The 14,818-nt window shown below is 72.2% G+C and carries 13 protein-coding genes and 1 tRNA gene; 5 read left to right on the top strand and 9 right to left on the bottom strand.

The features are described from left to right. The first annotated feature begins 14 nt into the window (after positions 1-14). Both DEJ43_RS13340 and DEJ43_RS13345 read left to right on the top strand, forming a co-directional pair. A complete protein-coding gene (locus tag DEJ43_RS13340; protein ID WP_015033891.1) occupies positions 15-200 on the top strand; it encodes a hypothetical protein in 186 nt (61 codons plus the stop codon). Continuing rightward, positions 197-1,582 (top strand): MFS transporter, encoded by a 1,386-nt coding sequence (locus DEJ43_RS13345; protein WP_015033892.1) that lies wholly within the window; start codon positions 197-199, stop codon positions 1,580-1,582. The genes DEJ43_RS13340 and DEJ43_RS13345 overlap by 4 nt, the downstream gene beginning before the upstream one ends. Here DEJ43_RS13345 and DEJ43_RS13350 read toward each other — a convergent pair. From DEJ43_RS13350 to DEJ43_RS13375, 6 genes are all read right to left on the bottom strand, one after another. Further along, complete coding sequence (locus DEJ43_RS13350) at positions 1,515-2,309, bottom strand: S16 family serine protease (protein ID WP_015033893.1); 795 nt, start codon at positions 2,307-2,309, stop codon at positions 1,515-1,517. The genes DEJ43_RS13345 and DEJ43_RS13350 overlap by 68 nt on opposite strands. Positions 2,310-2,459: 150 nt before the next feature. Continuing rightward, positions 2,460-3,101, bottom strand: coding sequence for an IclR family transcriptional regulator (locus DEJ43_RS13355; protein ID WP_015033894.1), 642 nt, complete (start codon positions 3,099-3,101; stop codon positions 2,460-2,462). 411 nt (positions 3,102-3,512) lie between these two features. Then, entirely contained in the window at positions 3,513-5,306 is a 1,794-nt protein-coding gene (locus DEJ43_RS13360) for a DEAD/DEAH box helicase (RefSeq protein WP_015033895.1), read from the bottom strand. A 118-nt stretch (positions 5,307-5,424) separates the two neighbouring features. Next, entirely contained in the window at positions 5,425-5,817 is a 393-nt protein-coding gene (locus tag DEJ43_RS13365; RefSeq protein ID WP_015033896.1) for a type II toxin-antitoxin system death-on-curing family toxin, read from the bottom strand. Beyond that, the gene (locus DEJ43_RS13370) at positions 5,814-6,014 is read right to left on the bottom strand and encodes a ribbon-helix-helix protein, CopG family (RefSeq protein ID WP_015033897.1); all 201 of its coding nucleotides are present in this window, start codon (positions 6,012-6,014) and stop codon (positions 5,814-5,816) included. The genes DEJ43_RS13365 and DEJ43_RS13370 overlap by 4 nt, the downstream gene beginning before the upstream one ends. 45 nt (positions 6,015-6,059) lie before the next feature. Then, positions 6,060-7,541 carry an MFS transporter gene (locus DEJ43_RS13375; RefSeq protein ID WP_015033898.1) on the bottom strand — a complete coding sequence of 494 codons (1,482 nt, stop codon included), beginning with the start codon at positions 7,539-7,541 and terminating at the stop codon, positions 6,060-6,062. Positions 7,542-7,745: 204 nt separating this feature from the next. Here DEJ43_RS13375 and DEJ43_RS13380 point away from each other — a divergent pair. Then, positions 7,746-7,820 (top strand) — tRNA-Cys (locus tag DEJ43_RS13380). Positions 7,821-7,846: 26 nt separating this feature from the next. On the opposite strand, the gene DEJ43_RS13385 is transcribed toward DEJ43_RS13380, so the two are convergent. Genes DEJ43_RS13385 through DEJ43_RS13395 form a run of 3 tightly spaced genes read right to left on the bottom strand, consistent with a single transcriptional unit; the run spans position 7,847 to position 11,288 of the window. Next, entirely contained in the window at positions 7,847-8,518 is a 672-nt protein-coding gene (locus DEJ43_RS13385) for a hypothetical protein (protein WP_181399425.1), read from the bottom strand. Positions 8,519-8,529: 11 nt separating this feature from the next. Continuing rightward, complete coding sequence (locus tag DEJ43_RS13390; protein ID WP_015033900.1) at positions 8,530-10,848, bottom strand: hypothetical protein; 2,319 nt, start codon at positions 10,846-10,848, stop codon at positions 8,530-8,532. A gap of 14 nt (positions 10,849-10,862) precedes the next feature. After that, positions 10,863-11,288 carry a hypothetical protein gene (locus DEJ43_RS13395; protein ID WP_015033901.1) on the bottom strand — a complete coding sequence of 142 codons (426 nt, stop codon included), beginning with the start codon at positions 11,286-11,288 and terminating at the stop codon, positions 10,863-10,865. Between the two features lie 317 nt (positions 11,289-11,605). Between DEJ43_RS13395 and DEJ43_RS13405 the strand changes: the two genes are divergently transcribed. Both DEJ43_RS13405 and DEJ43_RS13410 read left to right on the top strand, forming a co-directional pair. Continuing rightward, entirely contained in the window at positions 11,606-12,496 is an 891-nt protein-coding gene (locus DEJ43_RS13405) for a protein kinase family protein (RefSeq protein ID WP_015033902.1), read from the top strand. A gap of 127 nt (positions 12,497-12,623) precedes the next feature. After that, positions 12,624-14,816, top strand: coding sequence for a protein kinase domain-containing protein (locus tag DEJ43_RS13410; RefSeq protein ID WP_015033903.1), 2,193 nt, complete (start codon positions 12,624-12,626; stop codon positions 14,814-14,816). Positions 14,817-14,818 lie beyond the last annotated feature (2 nt).

Below are 14,818 nucleotides of genomic sequence, written 5' to 3' on the forward strand. Positions count from 1 at the left end.
AGGAACACGGAGCCATGCACGCCGACATCCACCTCCACCTCCACCAGCTGCACGCCGCCGAACTCCACCGCGAAGCCGCCGCCCACCGCGCCACCCACCTCACCGGCACCACCCTCCGCACCCAGCTCGGCTGGAAGCTCGTGGAGCTGGGTCTGCGGCTGGCCACCCCCGCGCACCGCCAGGTGACCCTCGCCGCATGACCGCTTCGGGGGGACGAGAAGCGGACACGGCGGAACCGGGCCAGGACACCGGCGGGCACCCGCCGCGGCGGGACCGCACCCCGCTGGCCACCGTCCTGACCGCCAACGCCGTCTCCATCACCGGCAATTCACTCACCATCATCGGCGTCCCGTGGTTCGCGCTCGACACCACGGGAAGCCCCGGCAAGGCCGGGCTCGTCGCCTTCTGCGCGGCGCTGCCCGTCCTGGTCTCGGCGATCGCCGGCGGCCCGGTCATCGACCGGCTGGGCCGCCGGCGGGTCAGCATCGCCTCCGACCTGGTCTGCGCCCTGGCGCTGGCCGCGATCCCGCTCCTCAACGAGGCCGGGCTCCTGCGGTTCTGGATGCTGTGCGCGCTGATGGCCGTCACCGGCCTCTTCCACGCCCCCGGCGAGACCGCGCGCAACGTCCTCATCCCCGACCTGGCCCGGCACGCGGACACCCCGCTCTCCCGCGCCGCCAGCCTCTACGACGCCGTCTCGCGCGGCGCCCGCATGACCGGCGCCGCCCTCGCCGGCCTGCTGGTGGCCTTCATGGGTGCCGACACCGTCCTGTACGTCGACGCGGCCACGTTCTGTCTCTCCGCGCTGCTCGTCCTCGCGGGGCTGCGCGGCGTCCCCGCCGCCGAACCCGTGCGGGGCGCCCCGCCGCTCTCCCCGGCCGCCTACCGGGCCGATCTGCGCGAGGGGTACTCGTTCCTGCTGCGCACCCCGCTGCTCCTCGGCATCAACGTCGCGGTGATGACGACCAACGGCCTGGCGCAGAGCTGGAACGCGGTCCTGCTGCCGCTGCACGCCCGCGAGTCCCTGGGCGGTTCGGCCTCGCTGGGACTGCTCGTCGCCGTCTCCGGCGGCTCCGCGCTCGTCGGTGCGCTGCTCTACGGGGCCGTCGGCCACCGCTTCCCGCGCCGGCCGGTCTTCGCGGCCGGATTCCTGCTCACCGGCGCCCCGGTGTACGTGACGGCGGCGTTCACCGACACCACCGTGCCGCTGCTCGTGGTGATGGCCGTCGGCGGGCTGGGGGCCGGGGTGCTCAACCCGATCCTGTCGACCGTCTTCTACGAGACCGTCCCCGAGGGTCTGCGCAGCCGCGTCGGCGGAGCGAGTACGGCCTCCGTGCTGATCACCACCCCGCTGGGCGGACTCGCCGCCGGGTTCCTGGTGGAACGGGCGGGGCTCACCCCGGCGTTGCTCACGGTCGCCGCCGTGTACCTCCTGGCCTCCCTCTCGCCGCTGGTGCTCCCGTCCTGGCGGAGCATGGAGGCCCCGAAGGCGGGGCTTGCGCGCGGGGCGGAGGTCAGCAGGCCGGAACCTTCGACTCCTGCCCCTGCTCAAGGGCCCGGAGGGACGCCACCGCGTCGCTGAGCGCGGTGACGGGGACGAGCCGCAGGCCGTCGGGCAGCTCGGCCTGCGCGTCCGAGCACTCGGCCTTCGGTACGAGGAAGACGGTGGCCCCGTCCCGGGCGGCGGCCTGGGTCTTCAGGGACACCCCGCCGACGGCGCCGACCGTGCCGTCGGGCTCGATCGTGCCCGTACCGGCCACGATCCGGCCGCCGGTGAGGTCTCCGCCGCCCCCGTCGCCGTCGAGCTTGTCGACGATGCCGAGGGAGAAGAGCAGCCCGGCGCTCGGCCCGCCGATGTCGGCGAGGTTCAGGGTCACCTTCACCTTCTCGGGGTCCAGCTTCAGGTAGCCGAGGGCGGCGAGGGTGGCCGCGTCCTGCGACTCCTTCATCTGCCCGAGGTTGTGCTTCTCGATCTCGGCGTCGGACTTCCCCGAGGGGTAGACGGAGTCCTTCGGCAGGACGGCCCGGTCGGTACGGAACCAGGCGTCGGCCACATCGGCGAGGTCCACGTCCGTGGACGGCCCGGTCGCGACGATCGTCGTCATCCGCAGCTGCCCCTCGGTGGGCCGCACGGGCGCGCCGCTGATGGTGATGACCTCCTGCCCGTTGTCCTTGCCCAGCACGTCGGCGGTCGAACCGGGCTGCGCGATGGCGTACGGGAGCGGCGCGAGCCCGGCGACGGCGAACAGCGCGACGACGGGCAGCGCGCAGACCGCGAGAGCACGGGGACGGGAGAGACTGGAGAGCACGCCCCCAATCTACTGGGACGCACGCGACCGCCGGGCCCGGGGCACGGCCCCAGGTACGGGCGGGTGCCGGGCGGACGACGGCCGAAGCGGCACCCGTACGGCCGTCCGCGCCCCGGGCACCACCGTGGACCGGGGGCCCCGCCGCGCGTCCTAGCGCAGCGCGTCGGCGACCTCCCGGGCCGCGTCCACCACCCGCGGTCCCACCCGCTCGGGGACCGCGTCCGCGAGCATGACGACGCCGACGGAGCCCTCGACGCCCGTCACGCCGACGAGTGGCGCGGCCGCGCCGCTCGCGCCCGCCTCCAGCTCGCCGTGGGTGAGCGTGAAGCCCGGTTCGATCAGTCCGCCCTGGCGGGCGGCGAGGATGGCCCGGCCGGCCGCGCCCCGGTCGAGCGGGTGACGGAAACCGGCCCGGTAGGCGACGTGGTAGTCGGTCCAGGTGGGTTCGACGACCGCGACGGCGAGCGCCTCCGCCCCGTCGACGAGGGTCAGGTGGGCCGTCGCCCCGATGTCCTCGGCGAGCGAGCGCAGCGCGGGGAGCGCGGCCTCCCGCACCAGGGGGTGGACCTGCCGGCCGAGCCGGAGCACGCCGAGGCCGACGCGGGCGCGTCCGCCGAGGTCACGCCGGACGAGGGCGTGCTGTTCGAGCGTGGCGAGCAGGCGGTAGACGACGGTCCGGTTGACGCCGAGTTTGTTGGACAACTCGGTGACGGTCAGGCCGTGGTCGGTGTCGGCGAGCAGTTTGAGGACTCTGAGTCCCCGGTCGAGCGTCTGGGAGGTCTCCGCGGTCACGACGCCCTCTCCTTCGGAGTGAGTAGCGGCGGTGCTCTCACGGGGTCGCGTCGCCGGTCCCGTCGGCGACGCACGTCAGAGGCCGCCGGCAGGAAGGGGTACACCGGCTGCGCTCCGCGGCGGCGCTGCCACGGGGCGATTGCTTTTGAGCCGGGACAGTAGCGACCCGCTCCGCTCAGCGGAAGACCTCGTCCAGAATCCGGGCGCCGGCGACCGTATAGAGACGGTTCGGGACCTTCGTCGGTCAGACGCGGGACTTTGGCGGACAAGATCGGCTTTGTCGTGCCCGTAGCGTGGAGGGTGCCCGGAGACCAGCCGTGGGGGCCTGTCTCCGGGGCCCGTCCCGCCGCCGCGGGACGAGTGAGGCCCGTACGAACGCCGTCGTACGGGCCTCAGCCGTTCGCTGAAACGTCACCGCATGCGGGTGGCCCACTCCTGGACCTTCTTGATCCGTTCCCGGATCTGCCCGGCGGTGGCCTCCGCGCTCGGCGGTCCGCCGCAGACCCGGCGGAGCTCCGTGTGGATCACTCCGTGCGGCTTGCCGGTCTGGTGGACGTACGCGCCGACCATCGTGTTGAGCTGCTTGCGCAGTTCGAGCAGTTCCTTGTGGGAAACGACAGGGCGCCGCTCGGCGGGGAGTTCCAGCAGGTCCGCCTCCTCGTCCGGCTTCTTGCGGCTGTGCGCGATCTGCCGGGCCTGGCGCTTCTGCAGGAGCAGCTGGACCTGGTCGGGTTCGAGGAGGCCCGGGATGCCCAGGTAGTCCTGCTCCTCGGCGCTGCCGGGGTGGGCCTGCATGCCGAACTCGGCGCTGTTGTAGAGGACGCGGTCGAAGACGGCGTCGGACTCCAGCGCCTCGAAGGGCAGCATGTCCTGCTCGCCGGTGTCCTCGTCCTGCTGGCGCTCGGCCTCGGCCATCTCCTTCTCGGACTCGGCGTACGGGTCCTCGTCCTCGCCCGCCTTCTTCGGCTTGTCGAGGACGTGGTCGCGCTCGACCTCCATCTCGTTGGCGAAACCGAGGAGGCTGGGGATCGTGGGAAGGAACACCGAGGCGGTCTCGCCGCGTCTGCGCGAACGCACGAAACGGCCGACGGCCTGGGCGAAGAACAGCGGGGTCGAGATCGTCGTCGCGTACACGCCGACGGAGAGGCGCGGCACGTCGACGCCCTCGGACACCATGCGGACGGCGACCATCCAGCGGTCGGTGCTCTCGCTGAACTCGTCGATCCGGTTCGAGGCACCGGCGTCGTCGGAGAGCACGACGGTGGCCTTGGTGCCGGTGATCTCCCGGATCAGCTTCGCGTACGAGCGGGCCGAGTCCTGGTCGGAGGCGATGACGAGGCCGCCGGCGTCCGGGATGGACTTGCGGACCTCGGTGAGGCGCTGGTCGGCGGCGCGGAGCACGTTCGGCATCCAGTCGCCCTTGGCGTCCAGGGCGGTCCGCCAGGCCTGCGAGACGGCGTCCTTGGTCATCGGCTCGCCGAGGCGGGCGGCGATCTCGTCGCCGGCCTTGGTGCGCCAGCGCATGTTGCCGCTGTAGGAGAGGAAGATGACGGGCCGGACGACGCCGTCGCCGAGGGCGTTGCCGTAGCCGTAGGTGTAGTCGGCGGAGGACCGCCGGATGCCGTCGTTGCCCTCCTCGTACGTGACGAAGGGGATGGGGTTGGTGTCGGAACGGAAGGGCGTGCCGGTCAGCGCGAGGCGCCGGGTGGCGGGCTCGAAGGCCTCCAGGCAGGCCTCGCCCCAGGACTTGGAGTCTCCGGCGTGGTGGATCTCGTCGAGGATGACGAGGGTCTTGCGCTGTTCGGAACGGTTGCGGTGCAGCATCGGGCGGACGCCGACACCGGCGTACGTGATGGCGACCCCGTCGTACTCCTTGCTGAGCGGCCCGGCGCTGTAGTCGGGGTCGAGCTTGATCCCTATCCGCGCCGCCGCGGCCGCCCACTGCTTCTTCAGGTGCTCGGTGGGGGCGACGACGGTGATCTGCTGCACGACGTGGTGGTGCAGCAGCCACGAGGCGAGGGTCAGCGCGAAGGTGGTCTTGCCTGCGCCGGGCGTGGCGACCGCGAGGAAGTCACGGGGCTGCTCCTGGATGTACTTCTCCATCGCCCCTTGCTGCCAGGCGCGCAGCTTGCCGGCGGTACCCCAGGGGGCCCGTCCTGGGAAGGCGGGAGAAAGGTGATGGGAGGAGGTGGCGGTAGTAGTCACGATCTCCGGGTTCGACGCTCGTCACGGTATGACAGTCCAGATATGACAACCGGGCCACCTTACCGGCGGCCCGACGGGAACGTCGTACGAAACGGGGCGGGTCCGGGACGGTTGCGATTCAGCTCACGTCCGGGGCGATCAGCTCGCGAAGTCCCTGGGAGATCACCTTCACCTCGTCGGTCTCGCCGGTCGCCACGGAGATGACCAGGCGCTCCGCCGCGTCGATGTCGGGACGGAGCTGGACGCCGTTCATGGCGAGGAAGGTCACGCAGGACAGCCAGGCGGTGCGCTTGTTCCCGTCGAGGAACGGATGGTTGACCGCGAGCGACTGGAGCAGTGCGGCGGCCTTGCCGAGGAGGTCGGGGTACGCCTCCTCGCCGAACATGGCGGCGGACGGCCGGTGGACGGCCGATTCGAGCAGTCCCGCGTCGCGTACGACGACGACCTGGTCGTCCACCGCGTGTTCGGCGACGGCCAGGACGTCCTCGGCGGAGAGATAGACGCAGCTCACTTGAGCCGCTCCATGAGCTCGTGCCACTTGGCCGCCTGCTCCATGGCGGTCTTCCGCACGATCGCCTGCTGGGCGGTCCGGGCGAGGTAGTCGTCGACGGCCTGGAGGAGGAGGGCGTGCATGCTCGTGCCCTCCTGCTCGGCGCGCAGCTTGAGTGCCTCGGTCTGGTCGTCGCGGAGACGCAGGTTCATGGCCATACCAGAACGGTACCACTCGATGGGGCCAAGGTGGTACCAGTTACCTCAGGCCCGCGCCGGCGCCCCCTGCAGCCGGGTCGCCACCCACGCCCCCACCGCCGCCACCCCCGCCATCGGCAGGAAGACGGCCGCGAAGGCCCCCGGATGCGAGCCGGTGCCCGCGGCGGACGTGACCGCGTGACCCACCGCGCCGCCGCCGAGCGCCGCGAAGGCCGCGCCGCCGGCCGCGAGCAGCAGGACGTTGGAGAGGCCGTCCGAGATCTGCAGGGCGGCCGAGTTCGCGCCGACCTCCTCGGGCGCGGAGAGCTTCATCAGCAGCACGCTCGTCGAGGCGATCACGGACCCCATGCCGAGGCAGCCGAGCCCCCAGGCCGCCGCGAGCACCCACACCGGCACGGCCGTGATCAGCACGCTCGGCGCCGCCGCGATGGCGAGCGCCACCAGGACCATGCCGAGGACGACCAGCCGCTCCCGGTACGGCTCCGTCCACGGCCGGGCCTGGATCCAGGAGCCGAGCGCCCAGGTGAGGCCGCCGAGGGCGAGGGAGAAACCCGCGAGGGTGGGGCTCAGACCGCGCTGGGTGACCAGCATCAGCGGCACGAAGGACTCCGCGGCGATGAACGCGCCCGCGGCGATGCCCCGCAGCAGGACCACGGACGGCAGGCCGCGGGCCGCCCGGTAGGTGCCGTGCGGCAGCAGCCCGCGCACGGCGGGCACGAGGAGCGCGGCGCCGGCCGCCGCCGGCAGCAGCGAGAGCCAGCGCAGCTCCTGACCGGCGTACTGCAGGAGCGCGGCGCCCGCCGAGATGCCGAGCGCGAGCCGGATCCGGCGCCGGTCCCACGGGGTGACGGGCGCGGTGGGGTCGGCGGGGCCGGAGGCGGTGCGGCGTATCGCGGGGAGGGCGAGGGCGAGCGGGAAGACGACGAGGACGGGGATGCCGACGAAGACCCAGCGCCAGCCGAGGTGCTCGGTGACGGTTCCGGCGGCGAGCGGTCCGACGACGGAGGGGACGACCCAGGACGCGGCGAACGCGGCCATGATCGCGGGCCTGAGGTGCTCGGCGTAGGCCCGGCCGACGACCACGTACAGCGCGACGATGACCAGCCCGCCGCCGAGGCCCTGGACGGCCCGGCCGAGGATGAACAGCCACATGGCGCCGGCCGTCCCGGAGAGCAGCAGGCCGGCGGCGAAGGCGCTGATCCCGGCGGTGAGGGGCGCGAGCGGGCCGCCGCGGTCGGACCACTGCCCGGCCAGGACCATGGCGAAGAGGCTGGTGGTGAAGTACGCGGAGAAGGCGAAGGCGTAGACGGAGACGCCGTTCAGCTCGCGGGCGGCGACGGGCATCGCGGTGCCGACGGCGGTGGCCTCGAAGGCGATGAGCAGGACGACGGAGACGATGCCGACGCTGAGCGCCCGGTGGACCGGGTCGAGGACGGACCCCTTGCTCTCGTCGTGCGGGGCAAGGGGGCCGGGGGGTGGGGCGGCGCCGGCGTCGGCGGCGGCGTCGCGGGGTTCGAGGGCGCTCATCCCCCCAGGGTAAGAGGTGAAGCACCAGATGACCCCTGTCAGGAGTCCCGGTCCCGCTCAGCCCTTCGACGTACGACCGGAAGGCGTCCGCCGCCCCCTCTGTGAACGCGGTGTGGCAGCGGCATTGCAGTCCCGTGGCACACCCCCGGAACCCCTTCCACCCCTCCCGGCCCCCGCCCTAACGTCATACCCGTCGCACCACACGACCGTGTGCCCGAGAGGTTCAGGGGCTCGCCTGCAAAGCGAGTTACGCGGGTTCGATTCCCGCCACGGTCTCCAAACGCCCCCCCTCGGGGGCCCCGTCCTCAGGACAGCGGTTTCTCCGGCACGGTGACCTTCTCGGCGCAGCCGAGCAACTCCCGGGTGCTCTCCGCGAGCGCCTTCAGCAGCTGGTCCGTGGACACCGTCCGGGCCGTGCGGTCCGTGTCGGTCAGGGAGACCTGGAGCGGCAGGTTCTCTCCCTGTCCGGCCCGGGTGCCGGGGACCGCACACGGCATGACGAGGGTGCGGGCGCCGTCGGTCCCCTGCCGGAGGTCGAGATAGACCCCCTTCGCCACCTCGCGGAACTCGCGCGCGTGCTTCCCCTCGGTCATGAAGGCCACGCCGTACTTCGACCAGCCGACCGTGGCGATGACCCAGGCTTCCTTCCCGTCGGCCCGGCCCTCGATCTGGCAGGGATGGAAGGACGTCCGGGCGAGCTTGTCCGTGGCGGGATTCCAGAGCTGCGCCTCCACCAGCATCCGCTCCTTCATCTCGCCGAGCGAACGGTCGTGCGGCTGGAAATCCTTCCCGAGGTCGGCTCGGAGCGCCTCGACGTTCCGCTCCCCGAACACCTTCCCGCAGTTCTTCAGGGCGGCCGGGGAGACGGCCCCCGGCTCCTCACGTCCGCCCGGCCCGTCGTCGGAGCACCCGCTCAGGATCAGGGCCACGGCCAAGGCCCCGGCGGCGATGGCCCCCGGCCTGCGCGTGTCACTCACCGTCCGCCACCTCACTTGTTCGCGGTCAGGTCGTCGACGCTCTTCGCGCCCATGTTGTACGAGGCCTCGATCTCGCGCATCAGTTCCTGCCGCTCGGTCTGCGTCATGCCCTGCATCTCGGCGACGTGGAGGGAGGGGACGACCACGGCGCGGCGGCCTTCCTGGCGGGCGTCCACGACGGCGGAGTCCGCTTCGTCGTCGTTCTTGTACTCGTTGTCCTTGAGGTACTGAAGGGTGTCCGAGGCGTAGTCCGTGCTGATCGCGGAACCGACGGTCTCCATGAGGATCGGTACAGCGGTCGCCGCCACGAGTCCCGCGGCGGGCCCGAGCACCACGGCGGAGCCGACGCCGACCACTGCGGCGACACCCCCGCTGACGGCGGACTTCCGCCACTCCGCCTGCTTCTCCATCTCCAGGTTCTTGGCCTCCTCCTGGTCCTTGAACTCCAGGGAGATGGCGTCGATGCGCGATTCGTCGAGGATGCCGTGCACCTTGGTCGAGTTGTGGAGGAAGGTGAGCTGGGAGCCCTTGTCCCCCTCCAGCGCCTTGAGACCGCCGGCCTCGAAGACCTGCTGTGCGGCGGAGAGCGTCTTGTACCCGTTCTCGTCGGCCGCGACGGCGTTCATGAACCGGAGGCTGGCGCCCTCGCCGAAGTCCGTGCGCGAGCTGCCGTCGCTGCTCACGCCGAAGAGCTTGTCCCGGCCGAGGGCGTCGCCGGAATCGCCGAAGTTGTACGTCGAGTAGTTCAGGTCGTCGATGTACGCGGCCCCCATCCGCCCCAGGCTGTCCATCAGCGGCTTGTGCTGCTCGCGCAGTTCCGTGTTGGTGCCGTAGGAGTCGATGACCTGCTTCATGATCTCGGCGGACTTCTCGTCGCGGTGCAGCTGGGGGTTGGGGTCGTCCCAGCCGTGTCCGGTGGTCGCCGCCTCCAAGGCGTGGCCGAGGGCGTCCGGCATGTACTCGGCGGACTTCTTCCAGTCGTCCGGGTTGTGGCCCTCGACGTCCGGGAAGAAGTCGTAGTCCTTGTTCTGGAAGTAGTCCAGGTAGCCCTTCTGGTTCCCGTCCTTCTTGGGGTCCAGGTCGACCGTCCCGCCGACGCTGCCGTCCTTGTTGTAGGACGTCGGCTCCTTCGAGAAGAACTCCTTGGACGCCTCCGGGCTGTGCCCCAGCGCCTCCAGCATCGAGACCATCGGGTCGAAGCCCGAGCCGTTGACGCCCGACGGGTTGTACTGGTTCTTCAGCCAGCCGCCCATCGGCTTGCTGTCGGCGAAGAGGTACGGGTCCTTCGCGTGGAGCTGGGTGACGTGCTCGGCGATCGGGACCAGGAACCGCTTGTCGTAGTCGCCGTAGCGCATGATGCCGCCGAGCAGCTGGTAGCCGTACGCCGGGTTGTTGTCGTACTTGGCGAGCGGGATGCGCTCGGTGCCGAGCTTGCGCATCTCCGCCGACCACTTGTCGGTCCACGCGTCGCCGCCCTGCGTCGCCGTCGCCAGGTTGAGGCCCATGTTCTTCTGGAGCTCCTGGACGTCGGCGAGCCGCTCCTTGTCGACCTTCGAGTAGTCGTACGTGTCCGTGGACAGCTGACCGAAGAACTCCAGGGCGCCCTTGGGGCCCATGCCGTCGTAGAAGGTGCGGGAGAACTCCTTGGAGCCGCTGTTGTCCTTGAGCAGCTCGTTGAGTCGGGTCAGCTCCTCGTGGGTGATGTCCCGGCCCTTCTTCGCCAGGTCGACGGCGCGCTGCGCCTCCTCGGCGTCGAGGCTGGTGTACCGGGGGGCGCTGAAGTTGTGCCGGTCGCCGGTGATGTTGGCCTTGAGCGCGTTGGAGCAGGACACGTCCGCGTCGTCGCAGGTCTCGACGATCGCGTCGATACGCTGCTGCATCGCGTCGATGTCGGCGTTCTCCTTGCGGATCAGGTCCTGGAAGTCGGGGTCGTGCCGCAGCCCCTGGTCCTTGGTCCGGGAGATCGGCTCGACGGCCTCGACCTTGCCGGCGGAGCTGACCCTGAAGCGCTTCGCGGGAGCGTCGACGTCGACGATCTTCTTGAGTTCGTCCTTGGCCTTCTTGAAGGCGTTGTAGCCGTCCTCCAGGACCTTGTGGATGCCGTCGGCGGCCTTGGCGGCGTCGTCGAACTCCTTCGCGGTCTTGTCCACGAACGGCTTGGTGACCTCGGCGTTCACCCCGCGCCAGTACTCGTCCTTGGCCTTCGCCGCCATCGTCGTACGGGCGTCCTCGGCGAGCTTGTCCAGCTTGCCCTTCATCGCGGCCCACTCGTCGGCCGCGGTCTTCATCTTGTCGAGCGGCGCCTGGTACACGTTGTCAAAGGTCAGCACAGCAGGCCCCCGCCCTACTTGAGGTACTCGTTGATCGCGGAGGCCGCGAGGGCCGCCGTGATGTCCGCCTCTTCCTTGGCGTGCGAAGCCGCGCTGTAGTCGAGGTGGTTGGAGATGTTGGCGCAGGCGTCGAGCAGGGTGCTCAGCTGCGAGCTCCACGTCTCCTGCACGGTCGACATCGCGGACCCGGTGAGGAAGCCGTGGCTGGACAGGCCGGCCGCCGCCTCCGTGGTGCTCGTCCGCGCGTGGTTCCCGTCCTTGACCAGCCGGCCGTGCAGCGCGTACGCGGCGCCGCCGATGGCTCCGAGCTTGTCCTGGTCGACGCCGAGGTCGGCGTTGCCGCCGCCGGTGCCGGGCTCCGGGGCCACCTGGTTGAGCCTCATGCTCACCTCGGCCGTGGACGCGGTGCGTACCGACGCCCATTCCTTGTCGAACGACATGCTCTCCCCCGCGACGTGACGTGTTGCGATCTGACGTGACGTGATCGTTCCGGCTTCGCCCCAGCAAGTTCCGTGCCCACGGAATCAGGGTGATCGTAGCCCCATGGGCCCCCGTCGGCCCCCTGCTCACCGGGAATGACCCACGACCCCGAGATCTTCACCGCCCCCGCATGCCCACTTCACCTTCGCAACCGGGACAGCCCGGACTTCCCGGACCCCGGAGCACGCCCCCTGCACCCTCGCCTCCCGTCCCGCCTCGATAGGCTCGACCCGCCCCCGTCACCACGGGGTGCACGGACGACGGGGGGGTACGAACGGTGGAACAGTCGCGCGCACAGCAGGAATCCGCGCGGCGGATCGGCCCCTTCCGGCTGATCACCCGTCTCGATCCGCCCGGTTCCGCGCTGCCCTGCCGCCGGTTCGTGGCCCGCACCGAGGACGGCGAGCACACCGTGCTGCTCAGCACGCCGCTGCCCGGCACCGACCCCGCCAGGTTCGCGGCGGAGGCCGAGGCCGCCCGCTTCCTCCTCGGCCCCTGGACCGCCCCCGTGACGGGCCTCGCCGGCCCCGGCGAAGCCCCCTGGTACGCGACCCCCTACGTCCCGGCGCTCCCGCTTCCGGTGGCCCTCGCGGTCCACGGCGGCCCGCTGCCCGAGGCCACCGTCCGCGCCGTCGGCGCCGCCCTCGCCGAGGCACTCGCCGCCGCGCACGGCCAGGGCCTCACGCACGCCGGGGTCTCCCCCGCGGCCGTCCTGCTCACCGCCGACGGCCCGCGGCTTACCTGCTTCGGCGCGGTACGGGCCGCGGCGGCCGACGGGGAGCGGCGCACCGGCCTGCCCGGCCTCGACCCGGGGGCCCTCGCCCCCGAACAGGCCTCGGGCGGCCGACCGCGACCGCCGGGGGACGTCTTCGCCCTGGGCGCCGTCCTGGCGTACGCGAGCACCGGCCACACCGTGCCCGAACGCGACGAACTCCCGCCCGCCCTGCGCCCGGTGGTCTCCGCCTGTCTGGCCCGCGACCCGGCCGACCGCCCCACGGCCCCCGCCCTGATGACCGCGCTGGCCCCGCCGACCGCGCACGAGACGGTCCTGAACTCGGCCGGCACCCTCCTGACCCCGGGCTGGCTGCCGGGCCGGGTGGTCGCCGCACTGGCCCGCCAGTCCGCGGAACTCCTCGCCGCGGAGACGCCCGAGCCGGCGGCGGTCTGAGGCCCGCCGCACACCCCACACCCCTCACCGCACACGAGCCGCGCGGCCCCGGGAGCCCCCGCCGCCCCGGCACCGGACCCTGCCCGGCCACCCTCCCCGCACCGACCTACCTGACGGACCTCATCGCATGCTGTCGCCCCTCACCCACGACGACCCGGCCGCCGTCGCCACGTACCGGCTCATCGCCCGCCTCGGTTCCGGCGGCATGGGCACGGTCTACCTGGCGCGCACCCCCGGCGGCCGTACCGTCGCCCTCAAGACCGTGCACGCCCGGCTCGCCACCGACCCCGCCTTCCGGGCCCGTTTCCGGCTGGAGACGGACGCGGCGCGGATCATCGGCGCCCGCCACGGCGCGGCCGTCGTCGACGCCGATCCGCTGGCCGAGACACCGTGGCTGGCCACCGAGTACGTCCTCGGCCCGCCCCTCGACGACGCCGTCGCACTCGGCGGCCCGCTCCCCGAACCGACCGTCCGCGCCCTCGGCGCCGCGCTCGCCGGGGCGCTGGCGCAGCTGCACTCCTCGGACGTGGTCCACCGCGACCTCAAACCGTCGAACGTCCTCGTCACCGCGTACGGCCCGAAGATCATCGACTTCGGCATCGCCCGCGCGGCGGGCGACGACCGGCTGACCCGGACCGGGACGGCGGCCGGCACGCCGGCCTTCATGTCGCCCGAGCAGGCCAGTGGCCAGGAACACCCGCCCGCCGGTGACGTGTTCGCCCTCGCCGGCGTCCTGGTCTTCGCCGCCACCGGCCACGGCCCCTTCGGTACGGGCTCCGCCGCCGACCTCCTCTACCGCGTCCGCTACGCCGACCCCGACCTCACCGGCGTACCCGAGGCGCTGCTGCCGATCCTGACGGCCTGCCTCGCCAAGGACCCGGCGGCCCGCCCCACCACCGGCACCCTGATCGACCGACTCCACGACGGCCACGGCGAGTTCGCCGACCACCTCCCCCCGCTGCTGCTCGCCGACATCGCCCGCCGCGCCACCGACGTCTGGCTCCACACCCCCCACCGCCTCCCGGCCCCCGCGGCGGCCGCCCTGGCGGAGACCACCCCCGACACCCCGCTCTCCCGGCGACGACTCCTCTCGGCGGGCGGCGCGGCGCTGCTCGGCGTGGCGGCGGCGGGCGGCGGCGCCTGGGCCTGGCTGGGGACGCGGGAGGACGAGAAGGGCGCGACGGCCGGCGGAGCCACCCCGACCGGCCCGACGGCGATCCCCGCGACGACCGCGTCCGACGGGGCGCCGGCGGCGCTGTGGCAGGGCAAGGTCCTCGACCGGGACGAGAAGGCCACCCCGCTGCTGGCCGGGGACGTCGTCGGATTCTCCGAGACGGTCTCCTTCCGGGCCGTGGACCCGAAGGACGGCACCGAACTCTGGGAGGACTCCAAGGTCCTCGAGGCGCTGCACGTCACCACCGACGGCACCTCCTTCTTCGCGGTGGACGGCCCCATGGAAGGCCCGGGCGCCTTCCGCATTCGTACGCTCGACCCCCGTACCGGCAAGGAGACGGCCCGTGAGGTCGTCCTCAAGGGCTTCGTCGGCCCCCACCGCAACACCGAACTGATCACCGCGGCGGGCGGCGTCGTCTACGCCACGGCCCGGCGCGGCTCGTACCACGACTCCGTCGACGACGACGACAAGGACTGGCACCTGTTCGCCCTCGACCTGCGCACGGGCAAGCTGGCGTGGCGCCACGACTACGACTGGGACGGGGTGCGCCCCTGGCTCTCCCGGATCGCCGGCGGCCGGCTGATCCTGGGCAAGAACAGCAGCGACCTGGAGTCGTTCCTCGTCCAGGCCCGGGATCTGCGCACCGGCCGGCAGCTGTGGCAGCGGCGGCTCCCCCTGAAGGATTCGTCGTGGTACATCCCCGGCCAGCTCGTCACCGACGACCGGCACGTCTACCTGGGCGGCGACCGGCTGCGGGCGCTGCGCCTCACCGACGGCAGGATCGCCTGGGAGTACGGCTCCGGCACCCGGACCACCGAGTACGGCGTACCGGTCCTCGCGGACGGCCTCGTCCACGCCAACAAGAACGGCGTGGGGATCGTGGCGGTCAGCGCGGACAAGGGCCTCAAACGCTGGGAGGAGGTCTTCTCCGGCCGCAGCATGACGCCGACCCTGTTCGAGCAGCCCGTGGTCGGCGAGAAGTACGTGTACGCGCCGGTCCGGGGCGGTCTCAGCGCCGTCGACCGGACCACCCACGTCTCGAAATGGGTGTTCCCGACGGACGCCACGCGGTTCGTCGTCGACAAGGCACGGACCCGGGTCATCGGCGCCGGGGAGACGTCCGTGATGGCCATCCCGTACGTCTGACG

It is taken from the genome of Streptomyces venezuelae ATCC 10712 (assembly GCF_008639165.1).
Classification (GTDB): domain Bacteria; phylum Actinomycetota; class Actinomycetes; order Streptomycetales; family Streptomycetaceae; genus Streptomyces; species Streptomyces venezuelae.